Annotated in this window: 19 protein-coding genes; 9 read left to right on the top strand and 10 right to left on the bottom strand. The window is 43.5% G+C overall.

The genetic code is table 11. The features are described 5' to 3' along the window. Positions 1-139 precede the first annotated feature (139 nt). The 3 genes from ACFSYC_RS17325 to ACFSYC_RS17315 form a co-directional block, all read right to left on the bottom strand. On the bottom strand, positions 140-550 hold the full coding sequence (locus ACFSYC_RS17325) for a hypothetical protein (RefSeq protein WP_377130106.1): 411 nt from the start codon (positions 548-550) through the stop codon (positions 140-142). A gap of 89 nt (positions 551-639) precedes the next feature. Further along, positions 640-3,234, bottom strand: a complete 2,595-nt coding sequence (locus tag ACFSYC_RS17320; RefSeq protein ID WP_377130105.1) for a beta-galactosidase — start codon at positions 3,232-3,234, stop codon at positions 640-642. 207 nt (positions 3,235-3,441) lie between these two features. Next, positions 3,442-4,962 (bottom strand): Gfo/Idh/MocA family protein, encoded by a 1,521-nt coding sequence (locus ACFSYC_RS17315; protein WP_377130104.1) that lies wholly within the window; start codon positions 4,960-4,962, stop codon positions 3,442-3,444. Positions 4,963-5,406: 444 nt separating this feature from the next. Between ACFSYC_RS17315 and ACFSYC_RS17310 the strand changes: the two genes are divergently transcribed. From ACFSYC_RS17310 to pgl, 9 genes are all read left to right on the top strand, one after another. Beyond that, the gene (locus ACFSYC_RS17310) at positions 5,407-6,183 is read left to right on the top strand and encodes an ROK family protein (protein ID WP_377130103.1); all 777 of its coding nucleotides are present in this window, start codon (positions 5,407-5,409) and stop codon (positions 6,181-6,183) included. Between the two features lie 29 nt (positions 6,184-6,212). Beyond that, the gene (gene tkt / locus ACFSYC_RS17305) at positions 6,213-8,216 is read left to right on the top strand and encodes a transketolase (protein ID WP_377130102.1); all 2,004 of its coding nucleotides are present in this window, start codon (positions 6,213-6,215) and stop codon (positions 8,214-8,216) included. Positions 8,217-8,280: 64 nt separating this feature from the next. Then, positions 8,281-8,850: a hypothetical protein gene (locus ACFSYC_RS17300; RefSeq protein WP_377130101.1), complete on the top strand. Its 570-nt coding sequence runs from the start codon at positions 8,281-8,283 to the stop codon at positions 8,848-8,850. Beyond that, positions 8,850-9,560 carry a ribose 5-phosphate isomerase A gene (gene rpiA / locus ACFSYC_RS17295; RefSeq protein ID WP_377130100.1) on the top strand — a complete coding sequence of 237 codons (711 nt, stop codon included), beginning with the start codon at positions 8,850-8,852 and terminating at the stop codon, positions 9,558-9,560. Before ACFSYC_RS17300 ends, rpiA begins: the two co-directional genes overlap by 1 nt. Before the next feature lie 98 nt (positions 9,561-9,658). Then, positions 9,659-10,756: a transaldolase gene (tal, locus tag ACFSYC_RS17290; protein ID WP_377130099.1), complete on the top strand. Its 1,098-nt coding sequence runs from the start codon at positions 9,659-9,661 to the stop codon at positions 10,754-10,756. Between the two features lie 6 nt (positions 10,757-10,762). After that, the gene (locus ACFSYC_RS17285; RefSeq protein WP_377130098.1) at positions 10,763-11,386 is read left to right on the top strand and encodes an HAD family hydrolase; all 624 of its coding nucleotides are present in this window, start codon (positions 10,763-10,765) and stop codon (positions 11,384-11,386) included. Between the two features lies 1 nt (position 11,387). Continuing rightward, positions 11,388-12,809 carry an NADP-dependent phosphogluconate dehydrogenase gene (gene gndA, locus ACFSYC_RS17280; protein ID WP_377130097.1) on the top strand — a complete coding sequence of 474 codons (1,422 nt, stop codon included), beginning with the start codon at positions 11,388-11,390 and terminating at the stop codon, positions 12,807-12,809. A 117-nt stretch (positions 12,810-12,926) separates the two neighbouring features. Then, positions 12,927-14,447, top strand: a complete 1,521-nt coding sequence (gene zwf, locus ACFSYC_RS17275; RefSeq protein WP_377130096.1) for a glucose-6-phosphate dehydrogenase — start codon at positions 12,927-12,929, stop codon at positions 14,445-14,447. Positions 14,448-14,556: 109 nt separating this feature from the next. Further along, positions 14,557-15,288, top strand: coding sequence for a 6-phosphogluconolactonase (gene pgl / locus ACFSYC_RS17270; protein ID WP_377130095.1), 732 nt, complete (start codon positions 14,557-14,559; stop codon positions 15,286-15,288). A gap of 64 nt (positions 15,289-15,352) precedes the next feature. On the opposite strand, the gene ACFSYC_RS17265 is transcribed toward pgl, so the two are convergent. The 7 genes from ACFSYC_RS17265 to aat form a co-directional block, all read right to left on the bottom strand. Further along, the gene (locus ACFSYC_RS17265) at positions 15,353-15,535 is read right to left on the bottom strand and encodes a hypothetical protein (protein ID WP_377130094.1); all 183 of its coding nucleotides are present in this window, start codon (positions 15,533-15,535) and stop codon (positions 15,353-15,355) included. An 80-nt stretch (positions 15,536-15,615) separates the two neighbouring features. Next, entirely contained in the window at positions 15,616-17,016 is a 1,401-nt protein-coding gene (locus ACFSYC_RS17260) for a glycoside hydrolase family 76 protein (RefSeq protein ID WP_377130093.1), read from the bottom strand. Positions 17,017-17,350: 334 nt separating this feature from the next. Continuing rightward, positions 17,351-17,521, bottom strand: a complete 171-nt coding sequence (locus tag ACFSYC_RS17255; RefSeq protein WP_377130092.1) for a hypothetical protein — start codon at positions 17,519-17,521, stop codon at positions 17,351-17,353. A gap of 194 nt (positions 17,522-17,715) precedes the next feature. Further along, a complete protein-coding gene (locus tag ACFSYC_RS17250) occupies positions 17,716-18,978 on the bottom strand; it encodes a glucose-1-phosphate adenylyltransferase (RefSeq protein WP_377130090.1) in 1,263 nt (420 codons plus the stop codon). After that, entirely contained in the window at positions 18,975-20,402 is a 1,428-nt protein-coding gene (locus ACFSYC_RS17245) for a glycogen synthase (protein WP_377130088.1), read from the bottom strand. The genes ACFSYC_RS17250 and ACFSYC_RS17245 overlap by 4 nt, the downstream gene beginning before the upstream one ends. Before the next feature lie 242 nt (positions 20,403-20,644). Then, a complete protein-coding gene (gene ruvC / locus ACFSYC_RS17240) occupies positions 20,645-21,226 on the bottom strand; it encodes a crossover junction endodeoxyribonuclease RuvC (RefSeq protein ID WP_377130086.1) in 582 nt (193 codons plus the stop codon). 21 nt (positions 21,227-21,247) lie between these two features. Then, positions 21,248-21,886, bottom strand: coding sequence for a leucyl/phenylalanyl-tRNA--protein transferase (gene aat / locus ACFSYC_RS17235; protein WP_377130084.1), 639 nt, complete (start codon positions 21,884-21,886; stop codon positions 21,248-21,250). Positions 21,887-21,894 lie beyond the last annotated feature (8 nt).

Genomic DNA, 21,894 nt, shown 5'->3' with positions numbered 1-21,894 from the left:
AAATAAATCTGAACAAAAAAACGACCAAGTAAAAGTTACCTTTTCTCTTGATCGCTTCTCGTAATACGTTTTATTGAATTACTTTTTCAGTGTCCTCGGATATCCTGAAGGGCCTTTTTGTTTGTTAAGCAGCAGCTAATTATTTAGCAGCAGGAGCTTGTTTTAAAGTGATTTTTACCGGGGTTGTACCAAAAGTGGTAGTTAATACCAATTTACCTTCGGCAATAGTGCCTTTGTAAACAACCGGTTTGCCATTAAAAGTAGTAGTAAACTGGATGTTGTCGCCGTTTACAGTACCGTCAGTAATTTTGTTTTTACCCATTTGAGCAGATACAAACGGAGTATAACCAGCTTCGTCAGGATTTTCTGATTTTGGGTTATTGTCAACCAACGCAAAGTCGCCGGTTAATTTAGTGCCTTCTGTTTTCAGATTCAATGATATGTTGTAAGTACCCTCAACAAGGCCTTTCCAAACGCCATCTGCCGAAGCTGCTAATGCAATTGTAACTACTGTTAGTACTAATAGTAATGATAATAATACCTTTTTCATGTTTTTTAGTTAGTTTTTATTTAATTTAATCGTTTACAAAATTATTAAAAAATTTAAGACTTAATGTACAGCTATGTAACACTTTCGTGTTAAAACTGTACAGCTTGTGTGTCCCTTCCGGCTGCTTCTTCGGCTTCAATTGTTACTTTATTGGGCAAAATGCCGCTTTCTTCAAAAATAACTATTAAGTTTTTACCCTTCTTCAGCCAACCTTGGGGGATATACATCCCATTTATCCTAATCTTTTCGGGATATCGCCCTAAATTATGCCCGTTAACCCAAACCGAGCCGCTGCCCAGGCTTGTTGTATTGAGGCGCCATTGGGGATTAGAGCTATTAAACGCCGGAAGGTTTAATGTATTGCGATAAAAATGTGGTGTAGCTAAAATTTTAGCCGGCATGGGCTGCCAACTGTTAGTAACAGTGCTTAACGGAATCACGCATCCATCTCCTCCGTTATCGCAGGGGCCGCCCTGCATCTTCCAGTTAGTTACCGGTATCGGCGCGCTGTTACTATCTTTTTGTAAAACGACTGGCCCGGCCAGGCCTTTCATATCCAAAGTATCAATAACACCTACTTTAAATATCAGTTTATTGCGGCCAATGTGCGATGTAAATACGGCCAGGGTATGTGGTACTCCTGCTTTAAGGCTAATGGTATTTTCGTTTTGAAAAAAGGCAGCGGTATCTACCCGTTTGCCATCAAAAAACAAGGCGCCACGCTCCGGGGCTTTTTTAAACCTGAGTATATAAGCTCCGCCCTCATTTACCTTTACTGTTGTACGATACCAGGCATAAGCGGTAATATCGCCATCGGTACCCATTTGTACAGGGTCTTTAGTTTGTAGCCATTTGCTCTCGTCATAACCTACCGAAGCGGGTGCTGCCGCGTCTTTAAGTTGCCACGCGCCTAACTTTAGTTGTTGCGGATGTTTGCTTGAGTAGGGCTTTGGGTTGATTTTTATGGTCGCCCCCGTTGGCTTAAATATCCAGGTAGGGCGGTTACTGCCGCCAGCCCATGGGCGTTCTGTGGTTAAACTAAATTTGCCGCTTTTGGCGGTTAAGTCAGCCGCGTAATCCGGGCCGATAATCAAGTGTGTTTGCCCGCCTGCGTCGGCAACCCAACTGCGCGACGCCAGTTTATCGGTAGCCACAATTATCCTTATACGTCGCCCGCCCAGGGTAAAACTATATTCTCCAGGTTTATCAGCCAAAACATCGGCACTGAAAGTTACCAAACCCGAGCCACGCGGTATCATGAAGTTTTGTTTCTGGCTGGTTGATGCCATGCCTTGTACAAAAAAGTACAGCTTTGCGGTTGTACCTGCTTCGGCGCTCAATAATATGGTGGTCGTATTTCCTTGCGGAGTGATACTATAAATGCGGATAGGCGCCCAGGCAAGTTGTATCGCTTTGTTTATTTGATAACTATGTACTACAGGCATAATCTCGCCGGGCTGTAGTTTAACCTGCGCTGTTGACGAAATACCTAAATTATTTGGCGCATCTAACTTAAACTTTAAAGCTACCGAGTCCTGGTTATCCAAAAAAGCAACACTGCCCGCCGGGCCTTTGCGCAGAAACACTTTTATATTGGTGTCTGATACGATAAGTTTATTTTCCTGAACGTCTAAACTATTAGCAAGGATGCTCTCAAAACTCCGGGCAAACCAATTAGCCCGTTTAATAGAATAGTACAAGGGGCGCAAATCGCCGGTTTGGCCCACCATGGCACCATAATCGTACGAGGCGGCGTTGTCTTTGTCGTTGTCATAATTAAAATTGCTGCCGCCATGTGCCATATATAAATTGTAGCCATTGCTGCCATGGGCCAGCATTTTCCAGGTGCGGCGGTCGTATAAAGTTGAGTCCAGATCCTGCGGGCCATAATTCAAGAACCATACCCCCCAATACTCGGGGGCAAACCAGGGGTTGGGCCGTTCGGGGTCGTCAAGGCTGGCAAATTCGCCGGCAGGATCATTGCCCGAGTGCAGGCCGCTAAAAAAGTAGGGCACCTGCATCCCCAGTGATAAAGTTTTTTGCTGCAGATGTTTAAAGTATTCGTTATTTACCACGGTACCCCAACCTGCGCGATGCTCGTTCTCTAACTGCACCATAATAACTGATCCGCCTTTATTGATCTGGTTTTGCGATACAATAGGCATCAGCTTATCAAAAAAGCGATCGACCGCCGCCAAAAACGCGGGGTTATCTTCGCGTACGCGGATTCCCTGTTTAACCTTTAGCCAAATAGGGTAGCCCCCCAGGTTCCACTCGCCGCACACGTACGGCCCAACGCGTACAATGGCATACATACCCATGCTTTTTATCAGTTGCAGGTATGCGTTAAGGTCATGGTCGCCTGTAAAATCAAATTGTCCTTCTTTGGCTTCGTGGAAGTTCCAGAAAGTATACATCTCAATGGTGTTAAAGCCGGCGCGTTTTAGGCGCAGCAACCTGTCTCGCCAAAGCGCCCGCGGCACCCGCGCATACTCCATACTACCTGACGTTATGAAAGTGCGTTTGCCATTGATCAGAAACCCCCGTGCATCAAAATTAATGAAGGGCTTTGCCTCGTTGGCCGACGGAAAGATATGGTCATTACGGGTGGGCGTACCGGTACCAGGCTGGGCAATAGTACGCAGGGTGATCATAGATAGTAGTAAGAGTAAGATAGTCCGCATAGTAGTTATAACACGCCTGAATGCTTCGGCAGTTCTGCAATTTACTAATAAACGTTTTTTACTGATAATTATTTGCGTTTTACTGTTATTGTACCCATAATTTACCCGTTAAACTATGGGGTAATACTGGTAATTCTGCCTTTTTCAGGCAATAAAAAAGGAGGCAACCTTTTCGGCGCCTCCTTTATATTTATGATTAAGCGATGGTTAAATACCGCTCAATTTCCAACCCGGTCTGTACTCGCGTTTAACAAACTGGTTAACCTCTGGTACGTTGGTAACCTTCATGTTAGGCGCATCATACTCTAAGTTGACGTAACGTGCAGGGAAACCGCCACCACCACGACGACGACCGCCGGCGGCGTCTGAAGTTGAACCAACGTCAGCTGCCTTAGGTACATTAACACCTCTGATAGCTAAGTTACACATTAGCATGGCTTCGGTTAATAATGCAGCTTCTTCAAACGGTGAACTGGTTTTCATGTTGCCGTAACCTGCCAAGCAAGCTTCAACCCACTGTGCATAGTGACCGCCTTCGCCGTCTTTAACACGTGCAATTTTTTCAGGTACGTTAACATCGTCCATTCTTGAAACAGGCAGTAAGCGCGCTCTCGATGCATAGCAACCAGCGTGCATTTTACCTTTAGTACCAATAAACAGCATACCACCGTCACCGCTACCCCATTGTTCAGACGGGTCAAGCTCAACCGGACGTGGAGGAATCATGCCACCATCCATCCAGTGTACACGTACCGGGCCGCTGGTTTTAGCAGTTTTAGGGAAAGTCATGATCGTATAGTTAGATGCAGGACCTACGTCTAAAGAACCACCACCGCTGATGCTGGTTTGTACTGATGATACATACTGTAAACCTAATACTTTCATTGGTGCATGCAAAATATGCGCACCCATGTCACCTAATACACCGGTTCCATAATCCCACCAGCCTCTCCAGTTAAATGGTAATATTTTAACACCACCCGGTTGGTCTTGACCAATAGGGAACGGACGCTCTTTAGCAGTACCTTGCCATAAATCCCAGTTAAGGGTGCTTGGCGGGGTTGTTGATGCTTGAGGCCATTTTAAACCGTTAGGCGTGTTAGCACCGTATGAACCTTGTGGCCATACCGGACGGTTTGTCCAGCAATAAACTTCGGTAACGTCACCAATTACACCGGCATCAAACCACTCTTGTAACTGACGTACGCCGTCACCAGATGAACCCTGGTTACCCATTTGGGTAATTACTTTGTATTTGTTACCCATGTTTGCCATCATACGTGCTTCGTACACGTCGTGAGCCATTGGTTTTTGTACGTAAATGTGTTTTTTCAACGCCATTGCTGCTGTAGCAACTACCGCGTGAGTATGATCCGGAGTAGCGCAATGCACAGCATCAAACTTTTTGTGCTCCTTGTCAAACATCTCTCTCCAATCGGTATATTTTTTTGCATCCGGATACTGATTGTAGATCTTAGCTGCATAGTCCTGATCAACGTCGCACAAGAAAGCAGGTTTAGCTTTACCGCTTTTTACAAAAGCCGAGTTATCGCTTGCCCCTTTACCGCCTAAACCCACACTGGCGTAATACAAAGTATCACTTGGCGCTCTGTAACCTTTACCCAGCACAAAACGAGGCACTATGGTAAAGCCCGCAGCAGCAAGAGCACTGGTCTTCACGAAATCTCTGCGTGAAGCGCCTGCTGCCTTTTCTTCATTCTCTTTCATCTTATTAGTTTTAATTTGGTTTTGAAAGTTTTATATAATTAAAATACTTAATATACAAGTCTATATAAGCAGTAGTGTATAACATACACATGTATCCGCATGATATTCAAAAGTTGAAATTATAAATTTTAAAATAAATAATTAACAAAAAGCGCTTAAAAAGCGTAACATTTTTAATATATAATGTTTGGTGAAAAACTTGCGGCTTTTTAAGACTTATATAAAGGTGTAATGGTTTAATATTAAAAATCAAAAAAGCCATACAGGCAAGCTTGTTTTTAACGTATTGCTCACTTTATATTAATTTGGATATAGATTATTAACAGTTTTTAGAGCGAAATGGTATATTTTATATTAAAAATCGTGTTAAATGTACACTTTCTGAGAATTTGATGCATTTTTGCCTTATATATTGAGCAAAAGATTGTTATATATACAAAATACATGTTACTTTTGCCGTCCATACAGTTTATGAGCAACACAGCACAACTTAGGGTTCTATCTATTGATATCGGCGGCTCAAATATTAAGGCGACGGTTTTAGATGATAAAGGTGCCCTTTTAATGGAGTACAAAAAAGTTGAAACTCCGCAACCGGCTGATCCGGCCAATGTTGTAATTGCCATTAAAAAATTGTCTTCCCAGTTTTCCGGCTTCAATAAAATATCAGTTGGTTTCCCGGGATATGTGCGCGATAGCATTGTTAAAACAGCTCCTAATTTAGACAATGCCGCCTGGGTTAATTTTGACCTTGGTAAAAAGCTGGAAGAAGTACTGGGTTTCGATACCCGCGTAGTAAATGATGCGGATATGGCAGGCCTTGGTGTGGTCGCCGGTAAAGGCCTGGAGTTGGTGCTAACCTTAGGCACAGGTTTCGGTACTGCCTTATTATTAAACGGTAAACTGCTGCCGCATTTAGAAGTGGGCCAAAGCCCTGCAACCAAAACTAAAAGCTACGATAAATTTATTGGCGAAGCCGCCTTTGAGAAAGAAGGCAAACGCAAATGGAACACCCGTATGAAAAAGGTTTTAAACAACATGCAAACCCTTTTTAATTACGACTATCTATATATAGGTGGAGGCAATTCCCGCGAGCTTACCTTCAAGCTTGACAAAAACATAAAATTAGTAACCAATCAGGATGGTATAAAAGGCGGCGTCAGGCTCTGGTCTGACGAGTTGACCGCTACTAAAGTAGTACCATCATCAACAATTAAGTAATCACAATAGATCATTATAAAAAAGAGGAAATGGAAAGTCAAAACATCGAGAAATTAGCCATTGATACGGTAAGGATTTTGTCGGCAGACGCTGTGCAAAAAGCCAACTCGGGCCACCCGGGTACTGCTATGGCGCTTGCGCCACTGGGGCACGTACTTTGGAAAGAATTTATGAACTTTAATCCTAATAACCCTGATTGGGCAAACCGCGATAGATTTATCCTTTCAGCCGGTCACGCTTGTATCTTACAATATAGCTTTCTGCACTTGTTGGGTTATGATCTTTCTTTAGATGATATTAAAAACTTCCGTCAATTACACAGCAAGACCGCAGGCCACCCTGAGTACGGTTTGGCGCCGGGTGTTGACGTTACTACTGGCCCTTTAGGTCAGGGTTTTGCAAATGGCGTTGGTTTTGCTATCGCTCAAAAACACTTAGCCGGTTACTACAACAAACCAGGTTTTAACCTTTTTGATTACAACATTTATGCAATTTGCAGCGATGGTGATATGATGGAAGGTGTTACTTCTGAGGCTGCTTCATTGGCAGGTCACTTAGAGTTGGGTAACCTTATTTATTTGTATGATGACAACAAGATTTCTATCGAAGGTAGCACTGATATTGCTTTCAACGAAGATGTTGACGCTCGTTTCCGTTCATACGGCTGGCACGTACAGTCTGTAGCTGACGCTAACGATGTGCCTGCTTTACAGCAAGCGATTGTCAACGCTAAGGCAGAGACTCAAAAGCCATCAATGATTCGTGTTCGTTCATTGATCGCTTATGGTAGCCCTAACAAATCTGGTACAGCTGGATCACATGGTTCTCCACTTGGTGGCGACGAGATCAAATTGGTTAAAGAATTCTTTGGCTTTGATCCTGAAAAATCATTCAACGTACCTGCCGAAGTTGCAACTTACTACAAAGAGATTGGTGCACGCGGCATAAAAACCGAAGAAAAGTGGAACGAACTATTTGCAAAATATAAAGCAGAATTCCCTGAGCTTGCTGCATCATACGAAGCGGCTGCTAAAGACGAATTGCCTAAAGGCTGGTTAGATACCTTACCTGTATTTAAAGGTTCTGACCCTAAAATGGCTACCCGCCAGGCCTCAGGCAAGGTATTGAATGCTATTGCTGACAGCTTCCCTCACCTAATTGGTGGTGCTGCGGATTTGGCGCCATCGACAGAAACAACCCTGAAAAAATCAGACTCATTTACATCTGAGAATCGTAACGGACGCAACTTCCACTTCGGTATCCGCGAGCATGCAATGGGTTCTGCCTTAGTAGGGATGTCATTAACTAAAGGTATCAAGCCTTTTGGTGCAACCTTCCTGATGTTCTCTGAGTATATGCGCCCGCCAATCCGTTTGGCTGCCATTATGAAGATAAGCCCGATTTTTGTTTACACCCACGATAGTATTGGTTTAGGCGAGGATGGTACAACCCACCAGCCTATTGAGCAATTGATCTCTTTACGTTCTATCCCTAACATTACAGTTATTCGCCCGGCTGATGCCAACGAAACTGCACATGCATGGCGCGTAGCTATCGAGAAAAAAGACGGGCCAACGGTATTGGTGTTTACCCGTCAGGGCTTACCTATCCTTGATCAGGATAAATATGGTAAAGCAAGCCAGTTAGAGCAAGGTGCTTACATCCTGTCTGACGCTGAAGGCACACCTGATGTTATCTTAATGGCAACAGGTTCTGAAGTTGCTTTGATCATGGACGCTCAGGCTAAATTGGTTGAAGAAGGTATTAAAGTACGTGTGGTAAGTATGCCATCATGGGAGTTATTTGAGAAACAAGACGCTGCGTACAAAGAGAAAGTATTCCCTAAAACCGTTAAAAAACGTTTAGCTGTTGAAATGGCATCGCCACTAGGCTGGCATAAGTATGTTACCGACGAAGGTGACATATTGGCTATGGAGACGTTTGGCGAATCGGCACCTGCAGAAGAGCTTTACAAGTACTTCGGCTTTACGGTTGATAACGTAGTTAACAAAGCGAAAGCGTTGTTGAAATAGATTTAAGTATTAAGATGTGAGATAGGAGCCTTCGGTTTTTATCTCACATCTAATATCTAAGACAATGATGAAGAACAGACGCTTTTCGATCTTTATTGTGATCATACTTTGTATGGTTTCGTTTTCGGATTTGAAAGCGCAAGCGCCAGCTAACGATAAGGCAAGCGTCAAAACGTTTGTTCAGCATTTTTATGATTGGTATAATGTTTTGCAAGCCGACGACGATTTTACTCGCAAGCACCATCTGTCACCATTTGCTTTCGCGATAAAAGAACGTGGAAATTATTTTGATAAACCGCTTCGTCAAGCAATTTCTGATTATTTTCATAAACCACTTAAGTCTGGCGAAACTGGGTTAGATTTTGATCCTATTGCCGCTGCTCAAGATACAAGATCTGGTTTTCAAACCGGAAACGTAAAACAGGTTGGCAACACATTTCGAATTAATCTACACGATCTTCCGAAAGGAAAATCTGAAAAAGAAATACTTGCCGCCGAAACATTTCTTGTAGTGGTGGCTGTAAAAGTAGGAAAGGATTGGAAGCTGGCAAATTTTATCTATCCGGCAAAAGGTAACATGAGTCAAACCGATCTGATAAAGTTATTGGCCCATCAAAAAAAATTCGGCTATTAATGGATTGGAATAGCGACATCATCAAAAACCTTAGTTGGGCGGGCACTATTAGTAATAGAGCGGGCAAACAACGGGTGGCAGATCAGATCGTCAGTAAAATAAAGGAAGGTGATGTGATAGGGGTTGGATCGGGTAGTACCGTTTATCTAACCCTTTTCGCTATTGCAGAACGTATAAAAGCCGAAGGGCTGAATATACTGGCTATCCCTACCTCTATCGAAATTTCAATGGCTTGCAGTAAGCTGGGCATACCTTTAACCAGCTTGTATGAGCATAAGCCAAACTGGTGCTTTGACGGCGCCGATGAGGTCGACCCCGATAAAAGCCTGATTAAAGGCCGTGGCGGGGCACTGTTTAAAGAGAAACTGCTAATTAGCAGCAGCCCTTTAAACTACATTATTGTTGATGACAGCAAACTGGTTGACAAGCTGGGCAGCAAGTTCCCGGTACCGGTAGAAGTTTTCCCGCAAGCAGTACTGCATGTGGAGGAAGCGCTTAAAGCATTAGGCGCTAAAGACATTGTGTTAAGACTGGCCGGCGGTAAAGACGGACCGGTAATAACCGAGAATAACAATCTGCTGTTGGACGTACATTTTGACAGTATTGACAAAGACATGGAGCACAAAATAAAAGCCATAACCGGCGTAATAGAAAGCGGCCTGTTTATAAATTACAGCATTGAAGTATTAGTGGCGGCTAACGACGCCTAATAGGAACGTAGCATGACAATGCACCCAATAGGTGGTATGCTTATTGTCGCCTAAAAGACAAACACATAAAATTAAAAATAGATATTAAACATAATACAATGGAAACTAATAAAGTAAAACAAATACACAGCTTTGGTCAAAGCATCTGGTTAGATTTTATCGATCGTGCGTTTATTGGCAACGGTAAATTAAAAGCGCTTATTGACGATGACGGTATCAGAGGCGTAACTTCAAATCCGGCAATTTTTGAAAAAGCGATCAGCAGCAGCGATATGTACGATGCAGATATTCAGGCTTTGTCTGACGGTACCAGAACTACCGAAGAAGTATTTTTTGGTTTAGCTATTAAAGATATCCAGGATGCTTGTGATTTGTTTAAAGAACTTTATAACGAAGGCGAAGTAAAAGGCGCTGACGGTTATGTAAGTTTAGAAGTATCGCCGTTTTTAGCTTTAAAAGGCGATGAAACTTTTGAACAAGCTAAACTACTTTGGAAACAAGTTGACCGCGAGAACGTAATGATCAAAATACCGGGTACGCAACCAGGCTTAGATGCTATCCGCAAATCTATCGCTCAAGGTATCAACATCAACGTTACCTTATTATTCGGCCTGCCTCGTTACGAGGAAGTTGCTTTGGCATATATCGCAGGTTTAGAGGATCACTTAGCAGCAGGTCATGAAATTGCGCACATTTCATCTGTAGCCAGTTTCTTCCTGAGCCGTATAGACGTTTTGGTTGATCCGTTATTGGACGAGAAAGGCTTAGGCGAATACAAAGGCGAAGTTGCTATAGCGTCGGCTAAAAAAGCTTACGAAATTTACAAACGCGTATTCAGCGGCGAACGTTGGGAAAAATTGGCCGCTAAAGGCGCTAAACCACAACGTTTACTTTGGGCAAGCACAAGCAGCAAAAACCCTGCGTTTAAAGACACTAAATATGTTGAAGCTTTGATCGGTGCAGACACCGTTGATACTGTTCCATTGGAGACTATCGAAGCATTCCGCGACCACGGTGTTGCCGCCAATACTTTAGAGCAAGACCTTGACAAAGCAACTGAGTTATTAGATAAAGTTGCAGCCGCAGGTATTGACCTGGCTGTATTAACGCAAAAATTAGAAGACGAGGGCATTGAAAAATTCAACGCACCGTTTGAAAAATTGTTAAAGGCAATTGAAGAAAACAAAGGCAAATAATCCTTAATGGAAGCTAACAACCTTAAAATTCTCTTTTTTGACATTGGCGGCGTATTGCTGAGCAATGGCTGGGGGCACGAATCTCGTAAAGAAGCCTCGGAGAAATTCGGGCTTGATTATGACGAGGTAAACGCCCTGCACAGTTTTATATTTAACGTATATGAAATTGGCAGCATTGATCTGGATGAATATCTGGATACAGTTATTTTTAACCATCCGCGCGAGTTTACGAGAGAGGATTTTAAGGAATTTGTTTACCGGCAGTCGGTCGAATTGCCTTCATTAGCCTGGTTAAAGGAATGGAAAAAAGATTGCGGTTTTCGTATCATTTCCATCAATAACGAGGGTAAGGAGCTAAATGACTACCGCGTAAAGAAATTTAAACTGCATGATTTTTTTGATGCTTTTGTATCATCATGCGAGGTTAAGATGCGCAAGCCTGATCCGGGCATATGGCAATTGGCCATGGGTATAGCACAAGTGCAACCCAACCAATGTGTTTATTTTGACGACAGGATAATGTTTGTAAACGCGGCGCAAAAGTTAGGCATTAAAGCCTTCTTGCACACCGATCTGGCATCGACCAAAAAAATATTACAACAATTAAAAGACGAAAACCACAAGAATTAATATGAGCACACCAACCAAATATGATTTCGGCATGATAGGCCTGGGCGTAATGGGCCGCAGCCTTTTATTAAACATGGGCGACCATGGCGTAAAAGGTGCCGGATTTGATAAGGACGCAAGTAAAGGCCAGTCGTTAGAGCAAGAAAGCACAAACGGAAACCTTAAAGGATTTAGCGATATAAAGGAATTTGTAGCCAGCCTGAACACGCCGCGTGCTATTATGATGTTGGTGCCTGCCGGTAAAATTGTTGATGATGTTATTGAAGAACTTTTGCCGCTGATTGATAAGGGCGACCTTATTATTGATGGTGGTAACACATTTTATACTGATACAAACCGCCGTTTTGATTATCTGAACGGCAAGGGCATCCATTTCTTCGGGATGGGTGTGTCTGGTGGCGAAGAAGGCGCGCGCCGTGGCCCAAGCATGATGCCGGGTGGCGATAAGGATGCTTATAACGTAGTGAAACCGATATTTGAAGCTATTGCAGCTAAAGTTGATGGCGAGCCTTGTGTAGCATATTGCGGTACCGGATCTGCCGGTAACTTTGTTAAAATGGTACACAACGGTATTGAGTATGGTGTGATGCAACTATTGGCAGAGACCTACGAGATCATGAAAAAAGGTTTAGGCCTTGATAACGCTGCCATAGAAAAGATATTTACAGAGTGGAACGAAGGCCGTTTAAAATCTTTCTTAGTAGAGGTTACCCGCGATATCTTCCGTTATAAAGCACCGGGCGCAGATCATCTATTATTAGACGATATTAAAGACGAAGCACGCTCAAAAGGTACCGGTAAATGGACATCACAAGTGGCTATGGACCTTCAGGCTCCAATCCCTACGGTAGATTCATCGGTTGCCATGCGCGACTTATCTAAATACAAAGACCTGCGTGTTAAAGCCGAAGGCATTTACGGTGGTGTTGAAGGAAAATTAGATGTTGACACCGCAGCGTTTATTAAATCGTTGGAAGAAGCATTTTACTTTAACCTGATCATTAGTTACGCACAAGGTATCCACATGTTGACCCGTGCATCTGTTGAGTTTAACTATGGCTTAAACCTCGCAGAGATCTCTAAAATATGGAGAGGTGGCTGTATCATCCGGTCATTATTCCTGCAAAACATTTATGAAGCATTTAGTGGTAACCCTGAGTTAGAACACTTGTTGTTAGACAACGGTGTAGCTACCGAGGTTAAAGGCGCTGTTGGCGGTGCACGTACCGTTGTATCAGCTATTACCGCTGCCGGTATTGCTGCCCCATGCTATACCTCTGCATTAAGTTATTTTGATGCTTTCCGCAGTGGCCGTATGCCATCAAACCTGATACAGGCACAACGCGACTATTTTGGCGCGCATACTTATGAACTAATTGGCAAAGAAGGTACATTCCATACGCAATGGATTCCTAAAAATTAAGCAGCCCCACCCAAACCCTCCCCGGTAGGGAGGGATTAAAAGAATGATAATTTTAACACTTCCCTCCCCGGAAGAAAAAGTCTCCCCTACCGGGGGGGATTTAGAGGGGGCGAAATTATGTCAACAATAAAATCAGAGCCAACCGTATTTGTTATTTTCGGTGGCACGGGCGACTTAAACGCGCGCAAATTAGCGCCGGCGTTATATAACTTATTCCTTGAGGGGTGGTTGCCAAATCAGTTCTCTATTATCGGCACAGGCCGTACCCAGCTAACTGACGAGCAGTTTAGAAAAAACCTGAACGAGGACATCAATAATTTTTCGCGCAGCGGCAAAGCTGAAAAAGAGAAATGGGCTGAGTTTGAAAAAAATATATTCTACCAGGTATCAGACGCAAAGGATGCGGAAACATACAAGGAGTTTGGTAAACGTATAGACGCGCACAACGCGGAGTGGAAAACCAATGCTAACGTAATTTATTACCTGGCGGTATCGCCTACGTTTTTCCCTATCATTACCGCCAACCTGGCTAAAGCTAAGCTAACCACTGATCCTGAACGTCATCGCGTGGTGATTGAAAAACCATTTGGTCATGATCTTGACTCAGCTAAAGAACTGAACAAATTATTGGAAGGTCTTTTCCACGAGAAACAGATCTACCACATTGACCATTATTTGGGAAAAGAGACCGTACAAAACATCATGGCGTTTCGCTTTGCTAACTCTATCTTAGAACCGCTTTGGAATCGTAACTATATTGAGCATGTACAGATCTCTGTTACCGAATCATTAGGTGTTGAAGACCGTGGTGATTACTACGACGGATCTGGCGCTTTGCGCGATATGTTGCAAAATCACTTATTGCAGTTACTTTGCCTTGTAGCTATGGAAACGCCAACAAGTTTCAATGCTGATGAAGTGCGTAACCGTAAAGTAGATGTACTAAATGCTATGCGTCGTTTCTCTCCTGAGGATGTCCGTATGTCTGCCGTGCGTGGTCAATATGCCAAAGGGTGGATGTTAGGTAAAGAAGCCCCGGGCTACCGCGATGAGCCCAAGGTTGACCCTGAATCAAATACAGAAACCTTTGCAGCTATTAAATTCTTTGTTGATAACTGGCGCTGGCAAGGCGTTCCCTTTTACCTGCGTACCGGTAAAAGGATGCATCAGCAATCATCTGTGATCTCTATACAGTTTAAAGACGTTCCGCATAAGATCTTCCCTGCCGAAGCTGCTGAAAGCTGGACGCAAAACCGTTTGATCATTAGCATACAGCCGGAAATGAGTATCCGTTTACAAGTACAGGCTAAACGCCCCGGACTGGATATGGTATTAAATACGGTTGATATGGTGTTTGATTACAAAGGCACTTACACATCACAAGCGCCGGAAGCTTATGAGACTTTGTTGCTTGATGCTATGTTAGGCGATCAGACACTGTTTATGCGTGGCGATCAGATAGAAGCGGCGTGGGATTTGATTATGCCGATACTAAGTACCTGGACAAACAAGAAAAGCTTAAACTTCCCTAATTATGCTGCGGGCTCATGGGGCCCTGAAAGCGCAGAGGCATTAATAGCCCGCGACGGTTTCACATGGTTCTCGTTACCATTGCAAAACAGTATAAAGAAGAAGTAGAGCCCACCCAACCCTCCCGGGTAGTGGGGGCTTAATGATAACAAAAAAGGTGAATTCCCCAAGGCACTAAAAAGTCTCCCCTACCGGGGGAGATTTAGAGGGGGTTAACATGACATTAAACATATTCAACAGCCCCGACGAAGTCATAGACGGATTGGCGCAATACTTTGTTAAAGTTGCAAATGAAAGCATTGCTGCACGCAGCAAGTTCTCTGTAGCCCTATCGGGTGGTAGTTCGCCTAAAAAGCTGTATGAGCTACTGGCATCAACCACTTATGCAGATAGTATTGATTGGACAAAGGTTTATTTCTTTTTTGGCGATGAGCGTAACGTACCTCAAAATGACCCGGAAAGTAATTACCTGATGGCTAAAAAAGCTTTATTTGAGCCTTTATATATAGAACCCGCTAATGTTTTCGCGGTTGATACCTCGTTAACACCCAATGAAGCCGCCCAAAAATATGCTGAGCAAATTGCCGAATTTTTTGATGATGACGAAATGAGCTTTGACCTGGTATTATTAGGTTTGGGCGATGATACGCACACTGCATCATTATTTCCGGGTACCGAGGCTTTACATGATGTTAGCCCGTCTGTAAAAGCCAATTACTTGCCAACAAAAGATATTTATCGTATCACGTTGAATGCGCCATTAATTAATGATGCTAAAAACATAGCATTTTTGGTTTATGGCGAGAGCAAAGCACCAGCTGTATACAACGCGCTGGAGGCTGATGAGAACGTCGAACTATATCCGGCACAATTAATAGACGCTATAGCCGGGGAGGTGCACTGGTTCCTGGACGAGCCAGCTGCAGCTGATTTGAAAGAAGCGTATTGATAGATACTCGTAAATAATAAAGGCCCGCAATTGCGGGCCTTTATTATTTTAAACAGACGTAGTATTACACTGAATCTTTTTTAATCTTTATTTTGGTGGTGTCACCCATCTTTTTCTTCATTTTCATTTTACCGTCTTTTATCTTCAATTTAGACTTTGTGGTATCTTGCCTGTCCTGTACCGGGGCCGCATAAACGCTTCCAAAAGAGATTGCTGCCAAGGCAACCATGGTGATTATCTTTTTCATAATAGTATCATTTAGTTTGTACATCATTAAGGATAAAAACCATGCCATATATTAATTAAATTTCACTTAGGTTAAATTTATTATTGAATCTTAACTGATGTCACCAAATCATTAGCTGTTGGCGTAAGGTTAGGGAAATGCGGTGTATCGCCACTTGGCAACGACCACGTTTGCCCCAGGAAGTTATTGTCTTTGTACATGGTAACTGTCCAGCCCTGCGGTACTTTTGCTGACGATGCCCAATTGTCTACAAAGCCATAGGCTTGTAATTGTGTGAATGTATAATTTCCTTTTGGGATAACACCGGTAACCGTGCCACCGTAGAGCGTATTTTGGTAAAAGGTTACACCCGGATATAATTGAAGGAAAGCTACCAGGCTGCAAGCCTCGTACGTTTGAATATATCCGGTAGGGCAAGGCAGAGCATAATTACGCCAAGTTAAATTACGCGATGCATCACGATTGGCCCAGCCAGTGTCTACATTGGTAAGTATCCAGCTTAGGTATTGAGACTGCTTGCCCTCGTTAATAAGCTGCATTATATAATCTGCAAAAATGGCTTTCATTACCCCCTGCTCGTTAAAGTCGCCTTCGGCAGGTAAAATGCCCTGGGCGTTGCACATGCTGTTTTTTACATAGTCGGCATAGCGCTTGGCATCGTCCAGGTAGGCAACATTACCGCTTTGTTTATAAAGCGCGTATGCAGCTCCTATCGCGGTACCTGCATTATACGTATACGCAGCGCCACCGGGAGGATTGCTGCCTATCTTATTGTCGTAAACCTGCCCCGTGGTGGTATTTGTCAAATTAGCTTTGGCCCAGGTATAGATATTTTGCGCTTTTGTTAAATAGGCGCTATTGCCCGTAGCCTCATACAAACGCATGGCACCAATAACGGTAGGGAAGTTAATACACGAGTTTTTTCCGCTATGGTTAAAATCCCAATACATGCCACCGCCGGTAGCATCGTACGAGCCGTTCCATACCCGCGTAAAGCCTGCTTCGGCTGTAGACAAGTAAGTTGCATTGCCGGTAAGCTTATAAGCCCTTGCCAGCGACATTACCCACCACATCATATCATCATAAATAAACCACACCGTGGTGTTGTTCCAGTTGTAATGGTCGTACTGGTTATAACCCCCGGTATACATATCGTTTACCCGGGTAAGATCTGCGGCTTTGCGGGTCCGCACGTACACATCCATGGCCATGTCCCAAAATATGGCATTGGTCCAAATGGCGGCAATGCCGTTTTTAAGGGTGGTACTGTAGTAGAGTTTGGTAGATGGATTGTAGCAGGCGGTGTTAAATGCGTTCCAGGCAGTGGTTGCCGTAGATGCATCCCAGTAAACATACGATTGCCCGTTTGATTGCGGAACAGAGCCCAGGTTGGTTTTAAACTCAGGCGCGTTAGCCTCCTTTTTGCTGCAGCTCAACATGGCCAGGCATGCTGCCAGCATTAGCGTACTTGTTTTCTTCATAATTGTAGGAATTTTAAGTTATTTGGTTTGTTAGTTAAGTTTCAAGCTATCAAAAACAAAAACTGTAGTTCAACTACCACAAATAAAATAACCGGCAGGCTAGGCATAAAGCGCCTATCCGCAGGTGCGATTATTTATCCAACAAGATGTACCGTCAAAAACAAAGGGGGAGAAACGGCTTTAGATTTATAAGTATTATTGCCTATACGTTAAGTATAACATGTAAGGTTAGATTAAAGTTAAGATTTTTAATCGAATTGTATTAATAAATATTACGGGGACTATATTTATAACAGAAAAGGCCCCCAAACTTTGGGGGCCTTTTACTAATATACTATCGTGGTTTAATAGTATCCTTTTTTATGGTGGTGTCGCGCCAATTCTTTTTTACCTTAGTGGTATCTTTCTTAGTTTTAGTAGTGTCCTTTCGATCTTGAACAGGAGCCGCATATAAACTACCTAGAGTAAATACACTCAATAACATCACGCTTACTAGCTTTTTCATAGTTTTTGTTTTAGTTAACAATTGCATTGTTTGTCCTATCAAAACGGTCAATAATATAGATTATTTCGCAAAAGTTAATAAAACTTAGAAACTGACTATAAGGCACTGGCTTTGTGGGTGATAAATTTCGTATAAATTACAAAGGCCCCAACGATTTGGAGCCCTTGTAATTTAATAAATATTTGGCTTACCGTTTAAATAATGGTGCCATTTGGTATCACCGCGCGTTTTTTAATTACCACTATACCGTCTTGTACAGTATGAGTCGGAAAATCACCGTCCGGCAAAGCATCACCACAGTTAATGCACACATCATTGCCTATATAGGTGTTTTTATCTATAATGGCATTCTTGATCTGGCAGCGGTCGCCAATACCCATAATAGGCTGGTCGTTTTCCTGGCACTCTGTAATCTGCTCCAGCGTTTGGTAATTATCGCTACCCATTATGTAACAGTTTTCAATAGTTGTATCAAAGCCGATACGGGTACGGATACCTACCACAGAGCGGGTTATACGTTTAGCGTTTACAATACATCCATCGGCCACAATAGCTTTCTCCATGTGTGTGCCCGATATCTTTGATGGTGGCAGCATCCGGGCACGCGTAAAGATGTAGTTTTTGTCGAATAGGTTAAATTGAGGTATGTCGTCGGTAAGGCCCAGGTTGGCATCAAAGAACGAAGGTATGGTACCAATATCGGTCCAGTAACCTTCGTACTGATAGCTCAATACCTTATGTTTATTAATTGATTGCGGAATAATCTCTTTACCAAAGTCTGCATTGTCATTGCTTTGAAGCAGTTTGTAAAGCAACTTGCGGTTAAATATGTATATACCCATTGAGGCAAGGTAAACACGGCCTTGCGCCTCCATCTCGGGGCTTACGTCAGATACCAATGCTTCGAAGCCGCTTTTAGGCTTTTCAACAAAATCTGTTACAAGGCTATTTTCGTCTGTTTGAAGTATGCCAAAGCCCGGTACATCATTAACGTGCACTGGTATGGTAGCGATAGAGATATCTGCCTGCGCTTCGATATGTTTTTCGATCATGTTCTCAAAATCCATCTGATAAAGCTGGTCGCCTGATAGTATCAGAACGTAATCAAACTCGTGAACGGATAAATGGTGCAGGCTTTGACGCACCGCATCTGCAGTACCCTGAAACCAGTGCCCGCTAGTTGGGGTTTGCTCGGCAGCTAAAATATCTACAAAAGCCTCGCTAAAACTGCTAAAATGGTAGGTGTTTTTAATGTGCTTGTTAAGTGATGCCGAGTTAAATTGCGTTAACACATAGATACGTGTAATGCCCGAGTGTAAACAGTTGGAGATTGGAATATCAACCAAACGGTATTTACCAGCAATTGGCACTGCCGGTTTTGAGCGGGTTGCGGTAAGAGGGTACAAGCGGCTTCCCTGGCCACCGCCCAGGACAATGCAAATTACTTTTGAGGTCATATTATTATAGTATTTAAGCTTTGGTATAGTTCCATGTATTGTTTAGCCGATACATCCCAGGAAAAATCGAGGGCCATCATCCGCTTGCGTAAGGCTTGTAGTTTTTTTGGGTCCGCATAAAGCGCTATAGCCCTGCTAACCGAGTAACAAATATCTTCGACACTTGTGTGATTGTATCTGATACCGTACCCATCTTCCTCGCCATAATCAATCACCGTATCTTTTAAACCGCCGGTGCTGCGTACCATTGGCATAGTGCCGTAACGCAACGAGTATAGCTGGTTAAGCCCGCAAGGCTCAACACGGCTAGGCATCAGCAAAAAGTCAGCGCCTGCGTAAACCAGGTGTGCAAGCTCTTCGTTGTAGCCAATGTAAACACTTGTGTCTGCCGGAAACTTTTCTTTAAGCTCTTGAAGTGCCATCTCCGTTTCCGGATCGCCGGCACCTAGTATTAAAAAGTTTACCCTGCCCGCGTAATCGGCAAGGCTTGCGGTAATTGCTTCGGCAAGCAAATCGGCGCCTTTTTCAAAAACTAAGCGGCCAATAAAACTTATTAGCGGCTTGCTTATATCAAAATTGAAGCGGGTACACAATGCTGCCTTGTTTTTTTGTTTTCCGGCGGATACTTTGATCGTGTTATATTTTGCAGCGATCATATTGTCGGTGGCCGGGTTCCATATATCGGTATCTATACCGTTAATAATGCCCACACCTTTGTCCCGCTCTAAAAAGAAAAGATACTCTAATCCGTTCGAACTATAAATCAACTCTTCCAGATAACTAGGGGATACCGTAGTGTAACGGCTGGCACAACGCACCGCAGACGCTAAGGGGTTTATACCGCCGCTCCAGTCAAGCAGGCCAGTTTTGGTTAAATCTATTTCGGGCAGATAGGCTAGTTTATCCCAGCCAAATGCACCATGGTACTGGCCGTTGTGTATGGTAAATACCGTCGGAATCTTAGAAAGCTGAGTATATAGCTTAGAGTGCTGCAACAAAAACGGCACCAGGCCAGAGTGGTGGTCGTGGCAATGAATAACATCCGGCAGTTGCTGCGAGTAGCTTATCCAATCTAAAAAGCAAATCTGGAAGGCTATAAACTGCTCTGTTTCGTCAGGGTAACTATAAATATTTTCGCGGTCTATCAGGCCCGGGATACGCACCAAAAAAAGCTCAAAGCCAAGCACATTATTCCGCTCCTTTAATATCTCAAAATATAGTCGGCGGGTGCCCAATAAAGTTGCGCTCCGGAAAACGATATCAAATTCATTTTCGCGGGTAAACTTTCTATCATAAAAAGGCATTACCACCGCAGCTTGATGCCCTGCTAATGTTTGATATTTTGGCAAGGCGCCAACAACGTCGGCAAGGCCGCCAACTTTGGCAACCGGATAACACTCAGCACTTAGGTGGAAAATTCTCATCGGTTTATATACTGCGCTTAAGGTACTAAACATTAAGTCAAATAAGCAAACACATAATTGGAATAATGTGTTTCGACAGCTGTGAATATTTAATGTAAAACCCGTTTAAATTACAATAGTCGCATTTTATACCCGTGGCGGATACGTATAAATTCCATAATGGCAAATTGAATTTGAAAGGTCGCGATAGTGCATGTCATCATGACGGCGGGTTTTCGAGGCCAAGTGCCTACAAAGAAGGGTTATTTTACTATTCGTTTAGTGTTGTCTTTAACGAAGGTATCCCAACCCGAATAGCTTTTTTTTGCACCGCCACCTTTAGCTACACTCACCTTTTGAAACGAATGACAAACAGCGACTGCCAAGCCGTCTGTAGCATCTAAAAACTCGGGAGTTTCTGTAAAGTTAAGCAGGCGTTGCATCATGGCAGAAACCTGCTCTTTGGTGGCATTGCCATTGCCGGTGATAGCCATTTTTATTTTACGTGGAGCATATTCGGTAACCTCCACATCGCGCGAAAGCGCTGCGGCCATGGCCACACCCTGCGCCCTGCCCAGCTTTAACATCACCTGGATGTTTTTACCATAAAAGGGGGCTTCTATAGCCAGGCAGTCGGGTTTGTAATTATCAATAAGCGCAACGGTTTTTGCAAATATGCGCTGCAGCTTTAGCATGTGGTCGTCTATCTTGTCCATCTTAACTACACCCAGGCTAATCAGCTCAATTTTTGAGCCTGTTTCTTTTATCAAGCCGTAACCCATTATTGATGTGCCCGGGTCTATACCTAAAATGATGCGTTCTTTGATGTTAGTTGTTTGCTGCATTATGGCTATAAAGGTACATAATCAGTCTGCACCCTCATTCAGTATCACCATATATTCTTTCCGGCTAATCATGCGTGCACCCATTGATTCGAGATGATCTGTATGCACCTGGCAATCCAGTAAATTATACTCGCCTGATTTGATCAGGCTGATAAGGGCTGTTTTTGATGCATTGCTAACGGTGCTAAACATACTCTCGCCGCAAAATACTTTACCAACAGCCACCCCGTACATACCGCCAACCAGTTCTTCGCCCAGCCAAGTTTCTACCGAATGGGCATGGCCCTGGTGATGTAAATTGATGTACGCTTGTTTCATCTCGGCGGTAATCCAGGTGCCATCCTGCCCTGGGCGATCAATGATTGAGCACGCTGCTATTACATCAGCAAAACAAGTGTCAAACGTTACCCTGAACTTACCCGAATTTAACACCCGCCGCATGCTTGATGACACCTTCAACTCATCCGGAAAAAGCACAAAGCGCTCATGCGGCGAGTACCATAATATGGGTGTGTCGTCACTATACCATGGGAAGATGCTGTTTTGGTAGGCCAGTATCAACCGTTCGGTGGATAAATCGCCCTCAACGGCCAGCAAACCATCGGGTTCGGCTAGTTCAGGGTTTGGGAATAGCAGTTGCTCGGTAAGCCTAAAAATCATTTGTAACA

This window comes from Mucilaginibacter antarcticus (genome assembly GCF_042686155.1).
GTDB classification, from domain to species: domain Bacteria; phylum Bacteroidota; class Bacteroidia; order Sphingobacteriales; family Sphingobacteriaceae; genus Mucilaginibacter; species Mucilaginibacter antarcticus.
Note: the sequence above shows the minus strand (reverse complement) of the source record. Positions and strands in the feature narration are given on the sequence as shown.

Coding starts and splice junctions, on each gene's coding strand:
- ACFSYC_RS17325 (WP_377130106.1), bottom strand. CDS start 550: ATGAAAAAGGTATTATTATCATTACTATTAGTACTAACAGTAGTTACA.
- ACFSYC_RS17320 (WP_377130105.1), bottom strand. CDS start 3,234: ATGCGGACTATCTTACTCTTACTACTATCTATGATCACCCTGCGTACT.
- ACFSYC_RS17315 (WP_377130104.1), bottom strand. CDS start 4,962: ATGAAAGAGAATGAAGAAAAGGCAGCAGGCGCTTCACGCAGAGATTTC.
- ACFSYC_RS17310 (WP_377130103.1), top strand. CDS start 5,407: ATGTTACTTTTGCCGTCCATACAGTTTATGAGCAACACAGCACAACTT.
- tkt (WP_377130102.1), top strand. CDS start 6,213: ATGGAAAGTCAAAACATCGAGAAATTAGCCATTGATACGGTAAGGATT.
- ACFSYC_RS17300 (WP_377130101.1), top strand. CDS start 8,281: ATGATGAAGAACAGACGCTTTTCGATCTTTATTGTGATCATACTTTGT.
- rpiA (WP_377130100.1), top strand. CDS start 8,850: ATGGATTGGAATAGCGACATCATCAAAAACCTTAGTTGGGCGGGCACT.
- tal (WP_377130099.1), top strand. CDS start 9,659: ATGGAAACTAATAAAGTAAAACAAATACACAGCTTTGGTCAAAGCATC.
- ACFSYC_RS17285 (WP_377130098.1), top strand. CDS start 10,763: ATGGAAGCTAACAACCTTAAAATTCTCTTTTTTGACATTGGCGGCGTA.
- gndA (WP_377130097.1), top strand. CDS start 11,388: ATGAGCACACCAACCAAATATGATTTCGGCATGATAGGCCTGGGCGTA.
- zwf (WP_377130096.1), top strand. CDS start 12,927: ATGTCAACAATAAAATCAGAGCCAACCGTATTTGTTATTTTCGGTGGC.
- pgl (WP_377130095.1), top strand. CDS start 14,557: ATGACATTAAACATATTCAACAGCCCCGACGAAGTCATAGACGGATTG.
- ACFSYC_RS17265 (WP_377130094.1), bottom strand. CDS start 15,535: ATGAAAAAGATAATCACCATGGTTGCCTTGGCAGCAATCTCTTTTGGA.
- ACFSYC_RS17260 (WP_377130093.1), bottom strand. CDS start 17,016: ATGAAGAAAACAAGTACGCTAATGCTGGCAGCATGCCTGGCCATGTTG.
- ACFSYC_RS17255 (WP_377130092.1), bottom strand. CDS start 17,521: ATGAAAAAGCTAGTAAGCGTGATGTTATTGAGTGTATTTACTCTAGGT.
- ACFSYC_RS17250 (WP_377130090.1), bottom strand. CDS start 18,978: ATGACCTCAAAAGTAATTTGCATTGTCCTGGGCGGTGGCCAGGGAAGC.
- ACFSYC_RS17245 (WP_377130088.1), bottom strand. CDS start 20,402: ATGAGAATTTTCCACCTAAGTGCTGAGTGTTATCCGGTTGCCAAAGTT.
- ruvC (WP_377130086.1), bottom strand. CDS start 21,226: ATGCAGCAAACAACTAACATCAAAGAACGCATCATTTTAGGTATAGAC.
- aat (WP_377130084.1), bottom strand. CDS start 21,886: ATGATTTTTAGGCTTACCGAGCAACTGCTATTCCCAAACCCTGAACTA.